The sequence below is a fragment of the Pseudoalteromonas sp. B131b genome (assembly GCF_037162545.1).
In the GTDB taxonomy this organism is placed as follows: Bacteria; Pseudomonadota; Gammaproteobacteria; order Enterobacterales; family Alteromonadaceae; genus Pseudoalteromonas; species Pseudoalteromonas fuliginea.
Window position 1 is genome coordinate 2,029,408 of record NZ_JARLUZ010000001.1, and the last position, 16,686, is coordinate 2,046,093.

15 protein-coding genes, 1 tRNA gene and 2 pseudogenes are annotated in these 16,686 nt (G+C 37.1%); 10 read left to right on the forward strand and 8 right to left on the reverse strand.

The window, feature by feature from the left end; translation table 11 throughout:
• From P4S65_RS09270 to P4S65_RS09280, 3 genes are all read right to left on the reverse strand, one after another.
• Positions 1-384, reverse strand: coding sequence for a DUF3019 domain-containing protein (locus P4S65_RS09270; RefSeq protein WP_008136943.1), 384 nt, complete (start codon positions 382-384; stop codon positions 1-3).
• On the reverse strand, positions 374-1,231 hold the full coding sequence (locus P4S65_RS09275; protein WP_007377789.1) for a MipA/OmpV family protein: 858 nt from the start codon (positions 1,229-1,231) through the stop codon (positions 374-376). Before P4S65_RS09275 ends, P4S65_RS09270 begins: the two co-directional genes overlap by 11 nt.
• Positions 1,232-1,323: 92 nt before the next feature.
• Entirely contained in the window at positions 1,324-2,127 is an 804-nt protein-coding gene (locus tag P4S65_RS09280) for a hypothetical protein (RefSeq protein WP_337120022.1), read from the reverse strand.
• Positions 2,128-2,300: 173 nt separating this feature from the next.
• On the opposite strand from P4S65_RS09280, the gene P4S65_RS09285 reads away from it, so the two are divergent.
• Both P4S65_RS09285 and P4S65_RS09290 read left to right on the forward strand, forming a co-directional pair.
• Entirely contained in the window at positions 2,301-3,395 is a 1,095-nt protein-coding gene (locus tag P4S65_RS09285; protein ID WP_337120750.1) for a serine hydrolase domain-containing protein, read from the forward strand.
• Positions 3,392-3,895: a SixA phosphatase family protein gene (locus tag P4S65_RS09290; protein ID WP_096792672.1), complete on the forward strand. Its 504-nt coding sequence runs from the start codon at positions 3,392-3,394 to the stop codon at positions 3,893-3,895. Before P4S65_RS09285 ends, P4S65_RS09290 begins: the two co-directional genes overlap by 4 nt.
• Positions 3,896-3,973: 78 nt before the next feature.
• Here the strand turns inward: P4S65_RS09290 and yhbY are convergent, their stop codons facing one another.
• Positions 3,974-4,270 carry a ribosome assembly RNA-binding protein YhbY gene (gene yhbY, locus P4S65_RS09295; RefSeq protein ID WP_007377785.1) on the reverse strand — a complete coding sequence of 99 codons (297 nt, stop codon included), beginning with the start codon at positions 4,268-4,270 and terminating at the stop codon, positions 3,974-3,976.
• Between the two features lie 88 nt (positions 4,271-4,358).
• On the opposite strand from yhbY, the pseudogene rlmE reads away from it, so the two are divergent.
• The 8 genes and pseudogenes from rlmE to P4S65_RS09335 all read left to right on the forward strand — a co-directional run bounded on the left by rlmE (position 4,359) and on the right by P4S65_RS09335 (position 12,600).
• Positions 4,359-4,987, forward strand: a pseudogene (rlmE, locus tag P4S65_RS09300) (23S rRNA (uridine(2552)-2'-O)-methyltransferase RlmE).
• A gap of 66 nt (positions 4,988-5,053) precedes the next feature.
• Positions 5,054-6,997 (forward strand): ATP-dependent zinc metalloprotease FtsH, encoded by a 1,944-nt coding sequence (ftsH, locus tag P4S65_RS09305; protein WP_033015932.1) that lies wholly within the window; start codon positions 5,054-5,056, stop codon positions 6,995-6,997.
• Between the two features lie 235 nt (positions 6,998-7,232).
• Positions 7,233-8,078: a dihydropteroate synthase gene (folP, locus tag P4S65_RS09310; protein WP_337120025.1), complete on the forward strand. Its 846-nt coding sequence runs from the start codon at positions 7,233-7,235 to the stop codon at positions 8,076-8,078.
• Positions 8,078-9,418 (forward strand): phosphoglucosamine mutase, encoded by a 1,341-nt coding sequence (glmM, locus tag P4S65_RS09315; protein ID WP_007377781.1) that lies wholly within the window; start codon positions 8,078-8,080, stop codon positions 9,416-9,418. The genes folP and glmM overlap by 1 nt, the downstream gene beginning before the upstream one ends.
• 81 nt (positions 9,419-9,499) lie before the next feature.
• Positions 9,500-10,249, forward strand: a complete 750-nt coding sequence (gene tpiA, locus P4S65_RS09320; protein ID WP_337120027.1) for a triose-phosphate isomerase — start codon at positions 9,500-9,502, stop codon at positions 10,247-10,249.
• A 1-nt stretch (position 10,250) separates the two neighbouring features.
• Complete coding sequence (gene secG / locus P4S65_RS09325) at positions 10,251-10,604, forward strand: preprotein translocase subunit SecG (RefSeq protein ID WP_007377779.1); 354 nt, start codon at positions 10,251-10,253, stop codon at positions 10,602-10,604.
• Positions 10,605-10,683: 79 nt separating this feature from the next.
• A tRNA-Leu gene (locus tag P4S65_RS09330) sits at positions 10,684-10,767 on the forward strand.
• Positions 10,768-10,974: 207 nt separating this feature from the next.
• Positions 10,975-12,600 (forward strand): methyl-accepting chemotaxis protein, encoded by a 1,626-nt coding sequence (locus tag P4S65_RS09335; RefSeq protein WP_033023762.1) that lies wholly within the window; start codon positions 10,975-10,977, stop codon positions 12,598-12,600.
• Between the two features lie 82 nt (positions 12,601-12,682).
• On the opposite strand, the gene P4S65_RS09340 is transcribed toward P4S65_RS09335, so the two are convergent.
• The 4 genes and pseudogenes from P4S65_RS09340 to P4S65_RS09355 all read right to left on the reverse strand — a co-directional run bounded on the left by P4S65_RS09340 (position 12,683) and on the right by P4S65_RS09355 (position 16,177).
• Positions 12,683-13,090 (reverse strand): hypothetical protein, encoded by a 408-nt coding sequence (locus tag P4S65_RS09340; RefSeq protein ID WP_007377777.1) that lies wholly within the window; start codon positions 13,088-13,090, stop codon positions 12,683-12,685.
• Between the two features lie 12 nt (positions 13,091-13,102).
• Positions 13,103-14,248, reverse strand: a complete 1,146-nt coding sequence (locus P4S65_RS09345; RefSeq protein ID WP_337120030.1) for a porin — start codon at positions 14,246-14,248, stop codon at positions 13,103-13,105.
• Between the two features lie 382 nt (positions 14,249-14,630).
• Positions 14,631-15,037 (reverse strand): annotated as a pseudogene (locus tag P4S65_RS09350) (phosphate ABC transporter substrate-binding protein).
• 12 nt (positions 15,038-15,049) lie between these two features.
• Positions 15,050-16,177, reverse strand: a complete 1,128-nt coding sequence (locus tag P4S65_RS09355) for a porin (protein WP_008136003.1) — start codon at positions 16,175-16,177, stop codon at positions 15,050-15,052.
• Between the last annotated feature and the right edge of the window lie 509 nt (positions 16,178-16,686).

Consider the following 16,686-nt stretch of genomic DNA (forward strand, 5'->3'; position numbering starts at 1 on the left):
TTAAAATAATCGCCAACGGCGTTTCTTTTGTCTGTTTTGATATACCCACTGTAGTTTTACTTCTGTAAGGCTAATAACTTTAGATGTATTACTATCAAAGAGCTCAAATGAGATACTCTGCTGTGAATCAAAAGCATAATTAAAAGTTCCTTCCTTTTGTTTAAGCCAGCATTGCATAATGTACTTTGAGGTCGCATCGCGTAAGCAGTAATTGCCAAACGTTGGCTGATGCCATGTTAGAGTGATATCAGCATAACAGTTTCTTCCTTCTCTAAGTGCGACACAAGTATCTGGAAGCGCAATAAGAGCATTGGGCATTTCATCTGCTTTTGATAAAAATGCCGTAGGGAAAAGCAGAAAAGCACAGACCCATCTAAAATACATAACGAAGGCCTACCTTGGCTTGGTGTTGATATCTTCGAGTAATAATAGGGCTTTCATCAATCTCATTTGAAAACCAAGTCGTCAGCCATCCTGCTAAAAAGACCCAATCTTGGTTAATTGGGTACTCAGCATGGAATTCAAACATCATACTGCTACTTGCATTTGTTCTATAAATTGGACGATCACTCGTCGCTTCACTACTGTCTATACCAAAATAATAATTGGTGAAGTCACTAGAGTAAGCACTCAACCCAACTCCAGTTCTAAACTCCCAGTTACGCCAGGGTAAAATATGGCTAAAAAAGGTATTTACGATCCAGCCATTATGTGTGCCAGAAATGTCATGAAGGTATTCAAAAGAAATTTGTGAGTTTTCAAATCGACGAGTTAATCTGAGTCCGGTATCAAAATCGTAGTTACGTGTTTTTATACCCCTTAACTCATCGATAATGCCATCATTGTATAGACCAAGTCCTTTATCGTTAAAGCCACTTTGAACATTTGTACCTAAAATATCGAGACCCCAATCAAACTTGTCTATCAGGCTGTAACCTACAACAAGGCCGCCACTTAGTTGATTATGATCAAAGTCGAGATAAAAATTTTCATAAGATAGGGCAAGTGTTAAGTCAACCAGCATTCCATGGTCATAAGAGTCGACACCTATTAGGTAAGAGTCACCGATATGATAACCAACACCAGCGCTCCAATCCCATGCAAAACCTTGAGTTGGCTCTAAGGTGTTATCAGCATAATAACGATTACTTGCCATACTTGAAGTACTAAAAATACTCATACATAAGAGTGTAATGATAAAAAAAGTATAATTAAGTAAAGCGTTTTTCATCTCAAAAGAGCCTAATTATTATATGTTATAAAGCGTAGTATATTGTTAATACGTTCCTTAAATCTGTAAAAAAATGTAGCAAACATTAGAAATTACTGAACTTTAATTTTATCGATTAATATACTGCTTAAATAAAATTGCATCATTGGGGTTAATGCACTTATTTCTGTACGATTACATGGACCGCTAAGCTTTGTTAAGCTTGATAACTTAGATAGTGTTTTGTAGCTAGGAATTTGTATTTCTTTACCTAACCTTGCTAAACGTGCCTCTTCTGTATTTTGCTGGTGGATAAAGGCAACAACTTCTAATTCATTCGTAATTTTTTGTTCTTCATTAAAACTATACACTAGCGGCTCACGATGAAAGCTTGCGCTGTCGATTGAAGACTTAGCAAACCAGACAATGTCGCCAGACTTTTTATGAGTTAGACGCATGCTGACTTGAGCAAAAATAGTGGCACATTGTTGAATTGGGTACTGTTGGGCAACCTCTGTATAAAACGAAAAGGGCTTTTTTGGCTGTTTAATTAAATATTTTGTATCGTCTGTAAATGACAAATCAAGCTGCTGTATAGTAAGAACATAGTCACTATTATTTTTTGTCGTTACTTTTAATGCTTTGTCGTTTAATGCTTGGCTTATTTGCGATAATAGTGTGTCTGTTAGGCTTGCTTTGTCTGAAATTATCTTAACAGTTTGATTTTTTATAACTTTATGTGCAGGTAATTGAACAGATTTAACTTTTGGTGACGAATGAGTCGTTTCATATTCAAGCTGGTATGTTTGGCTTTTTAAGTTAGGCTTCAACGGCATAGCTAAAGGCTCCGCTGGTTGTTTTGTGATAACACACCCGCTTAAAAATAAAATAAAAAGTGACACAACTAAAAAACGCATAAGTACTTCACACCCACTAAAAATACAATAATCGTCGTATTGTACGTTAGTCCAAACAAAACTTCATGATATTATGTACCTAGATGTAGTTTAAAAAGATAAAAATTATAAAAAATGAAGTACCTCCCCCTGTATTGTATGGCCTTCTAGCGCTGTGTTTATTGCTTAGCTCAATAGATGTAGTAGCAAAAGCGGATCCCGGTTGGGATTCATTTGTAAAAAAGTACGGTCGCTATGCCGAAAAGAAACTAAAGAGTAAAGGTATTCCCGGTGCGGCATTATCGATAGTTAATATTCAAAATAGTGACTACATTCATCCGATAGGAGCTACCAAAGCACGTAATGGGCAAAGTGTTGATGCTCATACTCGTTTTAGATTGGCATCTGTGTCTAAAACCTTTGCAGGTTCGTTAGCTGCAAAGCTAGCCTCTGACGGGATATTAAGGTTAGATGAACCAATAAGTAATTATATTCCAGAGTTCAAAAACACAGTGTATGAAGATGATTTAAAAGTATTTCACCTTTTAAGTCACTCAAGTGGTTTAGTACCAAATGCATACGATAACTTAATTGAGTCGCGTATGCGCTACCCCGATATTGTTGAAAAGCTACTTAGCGTTAAGCCAATTTGTGAACCCGGACAATGCTACGGTTATCAAAATGTAATGTTTAGCTTAATTGACGATGTGATTTTTCACGCTACAAATAAAAGTTATTCCCAATGGTTAAGTAAAGCTGTTTTTTTACCTCTGAAAATGGCAGATGCCAGTTTAGGTTATGACGGTATGGTAAAAGATAAAAATTTTGCACTCCCTCACGTGCGTGGTAAAAAGCGTTGGTATACTGCTAAACTTAAAAAAAATTACTATAAAGTAGGGCCCGCAGCAGGTGTTAATGCCAGTGCTAGTGACATGGCTATTTGGTTAAAAGCGCAACTAGGACAATACCCTGATGTTCTATCGCTAGATGCGTTAGCAAAACAAACACGTCCTTATACACATACAAAAAAAGAACTTTATCGCAGGGTGTGGAAAAAGCACCTTAATGAAGCATATTACGGCTTAGGCTGGCGTGTTTATAACTACGCGGAAGAAACGCTTTATTATCATAGCGGGTGGGTGCAAGGCTATAGAAGTGATGTGGTTGTATTTCCTCACTTAAATATTGGTTTTAGCTTAATAGTTAATGCTGAAACTGGCGTAATCAATGAACTAACGACTGAATTCATCGACAGACTATTAGAATACAAACGAGGTAAAAAAATATGAATAATAAAATAATATTAGCAATCATTTTTTTAGTTATGTTATTTAATTGTAGTTTGGCATTTGCAACACCGGATGAAATATATTTGTTTCGTCATAGCGAAAAATTAGCGGGTAAAAATCCAGCGCTCTCAGAGGCGGGAAAGGCACGTGCAAATAATTTAGTTACTTTTTTTAAAGAATATCAAAAGATACATATTTTCAGCAGCAACTATAAACGTACGTTACAAACAGCAGCTCCTTTGCAGGCATATTTTAATATCGACGTAAATGTGTATAACGCAGGTGAGCTAAGTGATTTAAAAAATGAGTTACTAAAACTAAAAGGTGTAGTTGTTGTTATTGGGCACAGTAATACAACACCGCAACTAGCCGAGCTACTTTCGAATGAAAAAGTGCTAGCAATGAGTGAAACACAATTTACTCAGTACTTTATATTAAATAAGAAGCCCAGTAGTACTGGCAGTGAATATGATGTAACCCATCATAAAATGAGTTTTTAATTTAAAACGTTAAATAACAAAAAACCAGCATTAAGCTGGTTTTTTCATTAAACACACTAGGTTACTTAAAATAGTAATTTAGTTACGTGGTAAATGTATTTTTCTCTCAGCACTTTGAAGATAAAGTACAATAGTGTGACCAATTGTTTGTAACTTAGTCGCACCAGTTTCACGTACGATAGCTTCAAAAATAAGAGCTTTAGTTTCACGATCGTCAGTCGGCGCTTTCACTTTAATCAATTCGTGAATTTCTAACGCACTTTTAATTTCCATTACTACGCCTTCGGTTAAACCGTTAGAACCTAGTAAAACTACTGGCTTGAGGCTATGTGCCTGACCTTTTAAAAACTGCTTTTGTTTATTTGATAATGTCATGTTTATACAAATTTTGCTGAATATGGGTTGAATTAAGGGTATTCTACCGCCATCTAAAGAATATTACTAATTAGTTGCGTGTTAATTTATGACAAATAAAAAACAGTCAGCCAGTTCACAGCGATGGCTGAAAGAACATTTTGATGATAAATATGTTCAAGAAGCGCAAAAAAAGGCTGGCGTTCTAGAGCGGTTTTTAAATTAGATGAAGTTCAGAACAGAGATAAGATACTGCGTCCGGGTATGACAGTTGTAGATTTAGGGGCCGCGCCGGGTAGTTGGTCACAATATTTAGCCGAAAAAGTGGGTGATAAAGGTCAAGTAATAGCATGTGATATTTTACCGATGGATTCCCTTGCAGGTGTAGACTTCTTACAAGGTGACTTTCGTGAGGAGGCTGTATTAAATGCATTATTAAAACGCATTGATGGGAAAAATGTTGATGTGGTATTCTCTGACATGGCACCAAATATGAGTGGTAATAATTCAGTTGATCAAGCTGGTAGTATGTATTTGGTAGAGCTTGCATTAGATATGTGTAGCCAAGTGCTAAAGAAAAATGGTGCATTTATTGTTAAAGTGTTTCAAGGTGAAGGCTTTGATCAATACTTACAAGACGTACGTAATAGTTTTAAAGTAGTGAAGATACGTAAACCTGATGCCTCGCGTGCCCGTTCTCGGGAAGTATATATAGTAGCGACTGGATACAAACTGTAGTACAGTTGCTTGGCGTTTAGTTGAATTTAAATTAATTGGATACAAGAGGTTAACCCCTTGAGCGATATGGCGAAAAATTTAATACTATGGCTGGTCATTGCAGTTGTGCTGATGTCAGTCTTTCAGAGCTTTAATGGTGGCGATCAAGTTGATCGTCAGACAAGCTATAGTCAATTTGTTAAAGACGCCCGAAATGGCTCTATACAAGAAGTGGCAATTGAAAGTACCAGTGGGACAATTACAGGTACTAAAACCAGTGGCGAACGTTTTCAAACGATTATGCCTATTTATGACAAAGATATTTTAAATGACTTATTAAAAAGTAATGTGAATGTGAAGGGTGTAAAACCTGAAGAACAGTCATTTTTAGCAAGTATATTTATTTCTTGGTTCCCAATGATACTGCTTATTGGTGTATGGATATTCTTCATGCGTCAGATGCAAGGCGGCGGCGGTAAAGGCGCTATGTCATTTGGTAAGAGTAAAGCGCGTTTAATGAGCGAAGATCAAATTAAAACAACGTTTGCAGATGTTGCTGGTTGTGATGAAGCGAAAGAAGATGTTACCGAATTGGTAGACTTTTTACGTGACCCTTCTAAGTTTCAAAAACTTGGCGGTAGTATTCCTAAAGGCGTACTAATGGTTGGTCCTCCTGGTACTGGTAAAACGTTACTTGCAAAGGCTGTTGCGGGTGAAGCGAAAGTACCGTTTTTTACAATTTCTGGTTCAGATTTTGTTGAAATGTTTGTAGGTGTTGGTGCATCACGTGTACGTGACATGTTTGAGCAAGCTAAAAAAGCAGCGCCTTGTATTATCTTTATAGATGAGATTGATGCTGTTGGTCGTAAACGTGGTGCTGGTATGGGCGGCGGTAACGACGAACGTGAGCAAACACTTAACCAAATGCTAGTAGAAATGGATGGCTTTGGTGGTAACGAAGGTATTATCGTTATTGCAGCAACTAACCGACCAGATGTATTAGACCCAGCATTACTTCGTCCAGGTCGTTTTGACCGTCAAGTAGAAGTAGGTTTACCTGATATTCGTGGCCGTGAGCAAATACTTAAAGTACACATGCGTAAGGTGCCATTAGGCGATAACGTTGAAGCGGCACTTATTGCACGTGGTACACCTGGTTTTTCTGGCGCTGATTTAGCGAACTTAGTAAATGAAGCTGCACTTTATGCCGCACGTGGCAATAAGCGTGTTGTAAGTATGGCTGAATTTGACGCTGCTAAAGATAAAATCATGATGGGTGCAGAACGCAAAACCATGGTGATGAGCGAGCAAGAAAAAGCAATGACTGCGTATCATGAAGCAGGTCACGCAATTGTTGGTCGTATGGTTCCTGAACATGATCCAGTTTACAAAGTATCTATTATTCCACGTGGCCGTGCGCTAGGTGTAACAATGTACTTGCCTGAACAAGACCGTGTTAGTCATTCAAAAGAGCTTTTAGAATCAATGATTTCTAGCCTTTACGGTGGTCGAATTGCTGAAGCGCTTATTTATGGTGCTGATAAAGTAACAACAGGTGCGAGTAATGATATTGAACGAGCTACAGATATTGCTCGTAAAATGGTTACACACTGGGGTTTAAGTGAAAAGCTCGGTCCGTTACTTTACGCTGAAGATCAAAATGAAATGTATATGGGTGGCGGCGGCAGTCGTGCATCTAGCATGTCAGACGACACAGCAAAGATAATTGATGCAGAGGTTCGATTACTTTCAGATCGTAACTATCAACGAGCAGAAGAAATATTAAAAGAAAACATTGATATTCTTCACTCAATGAAAGATGCCCTGATGAAGTATGAAACTATTGATGCTAAGCAAATTGATGATTTAATGGCGCGCCAACCAGTGCGTGAACCGCGTGATGCACATGACCGCCATGAAGCAAAACCGGTAAAAGCTGAAGAATCTCAAGAGCCAGTTAGCGATGAAAGTCAAAAATCGGATGATTCATCGAAAAAAGATGAAACAAACCTTGATGATAAAGCTGAATAATCGTTAAAATAGCGAATGAAAGCCCCGTACTTCGGGGCTTTTTTGTATCAGTTATTTATACCAATTTTATTGATGGATGTTCATTCTAGCGAATTAAATAACTCACTAACTTCGCTGAGAAATTATTTATATAGAATAACTATATGTCATAATTCCGCCTTGTAATTAAGCTATTTACTTATCGCTATAATAGATCATTAATTTAATTTTATTGGAAAAAGAATAAAGGTTGGCAATGACTAACATATTAAAGCTTCCCAGAGGACGTACGCTTAATATTGAAAAGCCCGTTATTATGGGAATATTAAATGTAACGCCGGATTCATTTTCTGATGGTGGGCAGTTTTTAGACCCAACAATAGCACTGAAACGTGCAATGCAGTTATTGGATGATGGTGCGAAAATTGTAGACATAGGCGGAGAATCTACCCGCCCAGGCGCACCAAATGTGAGTTTGAAAGATGAACTTGCCCGCGTAATTCCCGCTATTAAAGCAATACGTGAGCACAGTGATTGCATTATTTCAATTGATACCAGTAAAGCGCAAGTAATGGAACAAGCAATACTCGCAGGGGCTGATATAGTCAACGATGTAAGAGCTTTGCAAGAATTAGATGCGTTAGAAACGGTTGCGCACTATGAAGATGTAGCAATTTGTTTAATGCATATGCAAGGGCAACCTCGCAGTATGCAATGTGCACCTCATTATGATGATTTGTTTGCAGATATAAATATGTTTTTTAGTCAACGTATTAAAGCCTGTGAAACAGCCGGGATTAAGTTTGAACGACTTATCCTAGATCCTGGTTTTGGATTTGGAAAAACGCTTAACCATAACTATCAAATATTGGCTAAGTTTAATGATTTTAATAAATTGGGTTTGCCATTATTGGCTGGTTTATCTCGTAAATCGATGATAGGTAATTTATTAAATAGAGAAACAAGTGAGCGATTGGCAGGTAGCTTAGCAGGTGCGCTAATCGCGGCGCAAAATGGCGCAAAAATTATTCGCGTACATGACGTAAAAGAAACCGCAGACGTGCTTAGTGTATTACGAGCCTGCGAACAAGGAATACAATAATGAAAGAAAGAAAATATTTTGGCACTGATGGAGTGCGTGGATTAGTTGGTACAGCACCTATTAACCCTGAGTTTGCTATGAAATTAGGTTGGGCAGCAGGGCGTGTTTTATCTCTGGGTGGCACTAAAAAAGTAATTATTGGTAAAGATACACGTATCTCAGGTTATATGCTTGAAACAGCACTTGAAGCTGGGTTAATTGCCGCAGGTATTGACGTCGTGTTACTTGGCCCTATGCCAACGCCTGCTGTTGCCTATTTAGCGCAAACGTTTCGTGCGGAAGCGGGAATTGTAATTAGTGCATCACACAACCCTTATTACGATAATGGTATTAAGTTTTTTAACGGACAAGGCCTAAAGCTAGCTGATTCCGTAGAGCTTCAAATAGAAGCGATGCTTGATGAGCCAATGACTTGCGTTGCATCTGATAAATTAGGTAAAGCATCTCGTTTAGTCAGTGCAGATGGTCGTTACATAGAATTTTGTAAAAGTCAGTTTCCACAAGGTTTGTCATTAGAGGGTCTCAAAGTCGTCGTTGATTGTGCTAATGGTGCTACATATCATATTGCTCCTTCTGTTATGCGCGAACTTGGTGCTGAAGTAATTACCCATGCGTGTGAGCCAAATGGCGTAAACATAAATCATGAATGTGGTGCTACACACGTAGATACACTTAAACGTAAAGTACTTGAATTTAAAGCAGACGTAGGTATTGCTTATGATGGTGATGGTGATCGCGTTATGATGGTTGATCATAATGGCCGTGTATTTGATGGTGATGATCTAGTTTATATAATTGCGTGTCAAGCAGCCCAAGAAGATAACTTAGGTGGTGGCGTAGTTGGGACTGTTATGTCTAACATGGGTCTTGAAAATGCTTTAAAAGCCAAAGGAATTGAGTTCGCACGTAGTAAAGTAGGCGATCGCTACGTTATGGAATTACTGCAACAGAAGGGTTGGAAAATTGGTGGGGAAAGCTCGGGCCATGTTCTAAATCTAGATTTGATAAGTACCGGAGATGGTATTATTTCAAGCCTACAAGTATTGGCTGCAATGGTTGCACAAAACCGTACTCTACAAGACTTAGGTGCAGGCTTTACTAAATACCCAATGAAAATGATTAACGTACGTTATACACCGGGAACTGATCCAACGAGTACAACAGAGGTCCTTGCAGCTGTTGCCGAAGTAGAGAAAAGCTTAGGCGATAAAGGGCGCGTTTTACTTCGTAAATCAGGTACTGAGCCTGTTGTGCGTGTTATGGTTGAAGCAGAACAAGAAAAAATAGTACTCGATAGTGCGCAAAAAATTGCGACAGTTGTCGAATCTATGAGCAAATAAACTGATTGATAACAATAACCTCTTGTAACTTTGGGCGAGAAAAGTTAATATCTCGCCCGCTTTCTAATGTGGAGTGGAAAAATGGCAATACGCAAGCCAATGATCGCAGGCAACTGGAAAATGAACGGTTCGTTAGAGCTAATTAAAGAAATGTCTGGTGCCATCAACAATGTTAAATCAAAAGAGATAGACATTGTCTTATTTCCCCCTTTCCCATTAGTATCATCAATGGTTTTAACCGGAGTCTGTACAGGAACGCAAACTGTTTCTGAAAACGAACCAGGCGCCTTTACCGGTGAAGTTGATGCGAAACTTATTAAAGATTTAGGCGCGAAGTACGTGCTAGTAGGTCATTCAGAACGACGTAGTATTTATAATGAAAGTAATACTACGGTCGCTGAAAAATTTGCTCGAGCTCAAAATGTTGGTCTCATTCCAATCTTATGTGTGGGTGAAAGTGAAACAGAGCAAGAAAATGGTAAAACTGAGCTTGTCGTTTCTACACAAATTGATGCAATAATTAATAAATTAGGTGTAGCGGCACTAAAAGATTCTGTGATAGCATACGAACCCGTTTGGGCCATCGGCACAGGTAAAACTGCATCGCCAGAACAGGCACAAAACGTTCACAAATTTATCCGTGATAAAATTGCTTCATTAGATGGCAATTTAGCACAAGGGCTTACCATCTTATATGGTGGTAGCGTTAATGAAAAAAATAGCGAATTATTATTTGCACAAACAGATATAGACGGTGGCCTAATTGGTGGTGCTAGTCTAAAAGCAGATTCATTTATTGCAATTTGTAAAAGTGCAGAAGGAACCGTATAAGATGTACGAAATTTTATTAGTAGTTTATTTAGTTGTTGCCTTGGCATTAGTTGGTATGGTTTTAATCCAACAAGGTAAAGGCGCAGATATGGGCTCTTCATTTGGTGCCGGTGCGTCTGCTACTGTTTTTGGATCGTCAGGTGCTGGTAATTTCATGACGAAAACAACGACAAGTTTGGCAACTGTATTTTTTGTTTTAAGCATTGTTTTAGGTAACCTTACTGCGGGTCAAATTAAAAAGACTGACGAATGGGAAAATCTAGAAGCAGCGCCTGCAGTTGAAACAGTGTCTCCTGTAGAAGAGGATGTTCCTGTAACATCTACGAAAGAGAAAAGCTCTGACGTACCAAATTAATTTAACTTAAATAAATGTTAGACGATTTATATTCCTCATTTAAATCATTAAGTTTAACACTTAAGCGAAAGCTTGAAATGCGGATGTGGTGGAATTGGTAGACACGCCACCTTGAGGGGGTGGTGCTTTAGGGCGTGGGGGTTCAAGTCCCCCATCCGCACCAAATTTAATAAACCAGTAACAGCAATGTTACTGGTTTTTTTTTAATAAAAATAATTTTGATTGTTTTTCGAACTACTCAGCCTGTTTTTAAATTATTTCATATAAATTCGCGAAAAATCACAAAAAAACTAGAAATATTACAAATATAGTTAACACTTATGGTTATTAAGCCGATAATAGTTATAGACAATAAAATAAGGTAATCAATATGGCCGCAGGCTTCTCTTTTCAAAACCTAAGCATAACTAAAAAAATACATGCAATAACATGTATTGCAGTTTTGGCTTTTTTAGCGATCGTTCTGATCAATTATTTTGCAATGAATGATAATAGGATATCACTTAATGAAATGGAGAGCTCTACATACAAGGTTGTTAAGCTTACTTCAGAAAATGTTAGTACTTTAGAAAAGTTAGACGAGCTTTATACTCAAGCTGTCACATTCGGTGAGCAAGACCTTGTTGTTAAAGCAAGTGACACTTATAAATTGTTAGAAACGAATATTAATTTAATTGAACAGATAAATGAATCCTATATAAACAGTGAGACAAAAAAGCAGTTAGCTAATTATGAAGAGATATCTTCGATTATTGCCAATGGGATGGTTAGTGGCACTGCTGATTTTAGTAAAATTCAACAGCAAGCTCAGTTAAAAACATCTCTTTATAACGAGGTCTTAAGTAATTTTAAAAGTGCGCAACAAAAAGCAGACAATCGTTTTTTTGAACTTGTTACTAGTACCAAAGATCGTTCTGACTATGCATTAACTTTAATGCTAGTCGTATCCGTCGTATCGTTAATATTACTATTATTTATGGCCGTTTGGATTGCCAGAGGGATTGGCTCGTCAGCTAGTGATGCTGCAAATAACTTAAGCTTATTAGCAAGCGGTAAAGGCTCTCTTAGTACACAATTAAAAGTAAGCTCTGAAGATGAAATAGGGCAAGTATCAATTAACTTTAATGCGTTTATTACTCTGCTTAGAGAAACTGTACTTGAGGTTATTGCCGTGTGCGAACCTTTGATGGAAAATTCTACGCGACTTGTTCAGGGGATGGAGCAAGCTGAGCGTGCCACAACGAAACAAACTACCGATGCTGAAATTGTTAAGCAATCAATGGAAGAAATGAAGCAAAGCGTTGGTGATATATCTCAATCAGCCGCTAGTGCTTCCCATGCAGCTGAAACAGCAGAAAAAGAGGTCGAACAAAGCAGAACTCAAGTACAGATGTCAGTAACTGCATCTCGCACGCTTAGTAATGAAATAAACCAAGCTGCTACTACAATAAATAAACTGGCGGATGATACAAAAAATGTATCACAAATATTGAATGTAATTACTTCTATTGCAGATCAAACTAATTTACTTGCACTTAACGCCGCCATTGAGGCAGCTCGTGCTGGTGAGCATGGCCGTGGTTTTGCTGTTGTAGCTGATGAAGTTCGTGAATTAGCATCTCGTACAGCACATTCGACCAATGAAATACGCGAGTTATTAGGTGCATTAACAACGGCTGCTAATGAATCTGTGACAGCGATGACTTCGGCAAGAGACATGGCTACTGATAATGCGACCGCAGCAGAAAAAACAGGGATTTCTATTGAAAAAATTGCAGAGCAAATGCTCGAAATAAATGGAATGAACTCTCAAATAGCTGCTGCTACGGAAGAACAAACCTCTGTAGCTGCAATGGTAGTAGAAAACGTATCGAATATGCACGTATCGTTTGAGGATACCATGGACTCATTATTGGCAGCACGTGATGTTGCTAAAAACCTTCATTACCTATCAGATAACTTATTAGATGCAACAGCTAAATTTAGAATAGAGTAGTAATACTTTTAAGTAACTATATTTATTAAAACTAAAAAAACCACAATTAAAAATAATTGTGGTTTTTTTATTCATCAGTAAATTAAAATTTACCAACTACCTTTACGCTATCATTGACCTTTGCACTATCAACATAACCTATTGCGTCGTTGTTTGCTGCAACAAAGTCGAGTACTGCTTGATCATTATCTAGCTTTTCAGGAGGGGTTCCTTTACCTGTAAATACCAGCTTTGACCAATAGGCATTGAGCTGACTACTCGATTTACCAACAACCTTATCATTAAACTCATCGGCAACACTATTGCCATTTTGGTTTACTGGATTCACTTTCGCACCATTATCAAATGATTTACTTTTACCTAAATAAATCTTTTTGATTGTATCTGCATCAAGGTTACTTGTATTACTCGCATTTACGATAACAGCTACCTCAGCAGAGGCGCTGATTGAGCATAATGTTAGTGCACTGGCTAAAATTAACTTCTTCATGGTTTGCTCCAATTAAAATACTAGGTCTATGCCTACAGCAATAACATCAGTTTCTGTATCTGTTATGTCATCTTCAAATCGACTAAAATCTATTTTAAATGCAGCAGAAGGGTGGAAGTCGTATCGAGCACCAATAGTGTAAACATTACTTTGTGCACGAACACCTTCTAAAGCGCCATTCACTGCGGCATTAAGACTTGGAATCGCTTGAATTTTATCAAAACGAGAAGAATCATGTTTATCGTCATTGTCTTCATAGGTGAAATGAATGATGACGTCATCTAATCTGTAACCTACTGATGCATAATATTGAGATTGCTCAGCTAAAATACTGTTCTCAACTTCAAGCTGTGTGTATTCTGCATCAAACAAAATGTCGTTGTAGTCAATTGAAAAACCTAAACCAATGAATGTGCTATTATCTTCATCAATAGCTATATCATCCGCTAGGCTAGTCAAATTACTTGCTCTAAGTATATCTTCCAGGCCGTTCAATGCTGCGCCTGTTGAGTCATTTGAATCAAGCTCAAAAGAGGTTTCAGCAACTAAGTAAGCTGCACGGAGGCTTAACCAATCGCGAGACATTGTCCAGTTTATACCTGCAAAATTGTTTAACTCGGCTTTATCGTTAGCACTTACAGCATCAATTTCACCATCAAAACCACCGTAAATAACCTGTAGGGTTGAATCCCAATCACCTAATTGAGTGTTGTGTAGTAGACTTAAGCCTTCATAAGTTGAAAATGGAATGTTGTAAACAGATTGTGGAGGCCTAACCCATCTATAGGCATAGCCTACATCAATAAAGTCAGAATAACGGTAAAAAGGAACTCGCATTTTACCTGCGCTTAACTGCAACTCATCTGAAAACTCATAAGTAACATATGCCCACTCAAACTCCGCGTCGAAATCATTATCACCACGGGCTACAATTTGAGCTGTTGCGCTTAACTTATCTTGCAAATCCGCAGATAACTGCAGCGCAAATACACTTTCGTTTTTAAACGAAATGTTGTCGTCATACCCATATAATGTGTTATCACTATCTAGGCTTTTTCCGCCAACAATTGATGCAAATCCATTTATTCGTACTTCAGCACTTGTATAACTTGATACTAAAGCTGCACATACCGCTACTGCTACAGATAGCTTTTTCATATGTATTTCCTGTTTAATTTAAATGTTGATTTCATTTTCATTATAGGTACTTATTTAAAATATATCTAATAAATAGAGACGTTTATAATATTATATAAAATATAAGCGCTTCTTTTTAAAGGTGATAATAATAATTATACGAATTGTTGTTATTTGTTATATTAATAATGTGACTCCCGACACAGGATAAGTATTGACGATTAATATTGTTGGGATTATTGAGGTTTTAATTAGTTGAAAATGGAAGGTCATTCAATGACAAAAAAATTGTAACTTAGCAGGCTAAGTTACAATTTTTGTATTTTTTGTTAATTCATATTTTAAATATGTGTATTGCTAACGCTGTTTTATATCGGATAAGCACTTAACAATAAAGTTAGTCTCAAAACTTTCCAACGACCTTGACTTTATCATTTACTTTCCCACTTTCGACATAACCTATAGCATCACCATTTGCTGCGACAAAATCTAGCACTGCTTGGTCGTTATCTAATTTTACAGGGGAGTCCCTTTGCCTGTAAATATAAGTTTCGACCAGTATGCATTAAGTTGGTTACTCGATTTTCCAACAACTTTATCATTAAATTCGTCGGCTATTGCATTGTCATTTTGATTTACCGGATTGACCTTTGTTCCATTGTCAAATGACTTACTTTTTCCTAAGTAGATCTTTTTGATTGTGTCCGCATCAATATTACTTGCGTTGCTCGGATTAATAATAACGGCTACTTCTGCAAATGTGTTGATTGAGCACAATGAAAATACGCCAGCTAAAATAATTTTTTTCATCATTTGCTCCAATTAAAATACTAAATCAACGCCGACAGCAACAACATCAGTTTCAGTGTCTGTTATGTTATTTTCATATCGGCTGAAGTCAATTTTAAAGGCTGCTGAAGGATGAAAATCATAACGAACACCTATTGTATAGACATTATCTTGGGCATTGAATGCATCAAAAGAGCCATTAATTGCAGCGTTTAGTGCAGGGATCTCTGGTATTTGATCATAGCTTGATGAGTCATTAGCATCATCATTATCTTCATAAGTAAAATGAACAATTATTTCATCCATTCGATAACCGATAGATGCATAGTATTGTGTTTCTTCTGGTAGTAGGCTGTCACCTGGGTTTAACTTAGTGTATTCAGCATCAAAAAGCACATCATTATAATCTATAGAAAAGCCTAAAGCGTAAAACCGTGCATCTTCTTCATCTATATCTAAACTTTTTGCTTGCTCGACAAGACCATTTTCGTTCAATGTCGCTAATAAGCCATATAGTGAGCTATCGGTTGATAGCTCTGTAGATGACTCTGCCTGTAAATATGCTACTCGCGCACTAAACCAGTCTCGTGTTACAGACCAGTTAATACCAGTAAAATCATTTAATATAGTTTTAGAAGCAGAGCCGTTGAGGTTTCCATCATACGATCCATAAATAAGTTGTAATGAAGAGTCCCAATCACCCATTTGAGTATCATATAGCAAGCTTAATCCTTCATATGTTGAAAAAGCAATGCTATATACTGATTGTGGGGGACGTACCCATCTATATGCATAGCCTACATCTAAAAAATCAGAGTACTTATAAAATGGAGCTCGCATTTTACCTGCGCTTATTTGTATTTCATCGTTTAATTGATATGTTAAATAAGCCCATTCAAAATCGGCATCAAAATCATTGTCACCACGAGCAACAATCTGTGCAGTGGCTGTTAATTTCTCTTGTAAATCCGCTGATAATTGTAATGCAAAAACACTTTCATTTTTAAATGATATGTCGTCGTCATAACCATAAATAGTTTGCTCACTATCTAGACTTTTTCCGCCTATAATTGATGCAAAGCCATTAATTCTTACTTCGGCATTTACATAGTTTGTTGCAATCGCGCAACAAACCGCTACTGCTACTGATAGCTTATTCATGTATGTTTCCTACTTGTTGTTTAAATGTTAATTCACTTTAATTGTAGTAGCATAAAAACAATTTATCTAATTAACAGAATGATTTTGTTGTTTAACTTTATCATTTTACGAGATTAAGTCAGAAGGCTATAAATGTATAATGAAATTCTTTGATAAGTTTTATGTAGATAAACCCGAGCTGTGGTTGCGTTAATTAATTTGAGAACTGGATAATAAATCTATCTCGAATAGTTATTTTCAGCGCTAACTACGTTGAATTTACTTGCAGTAGGCAAGCTATTGACGCGTAAATTCGCCTTGTTTTTTATTGAGAATATCGGGCTAAACAAAATAAATTTAAATATCACCATGATTCACTATATTAGTAAATCTCTTAACCAGAGTTCAGGTTAAGTAACAACATAAGTCGCTTTTATAGATGTTTTATGAAAAATTTATACATTTCTTTACAATTCTGCCATATAATACCCCTCCAGAGGAAAGATGCTATTTAGCGTCTTTTTTTATAC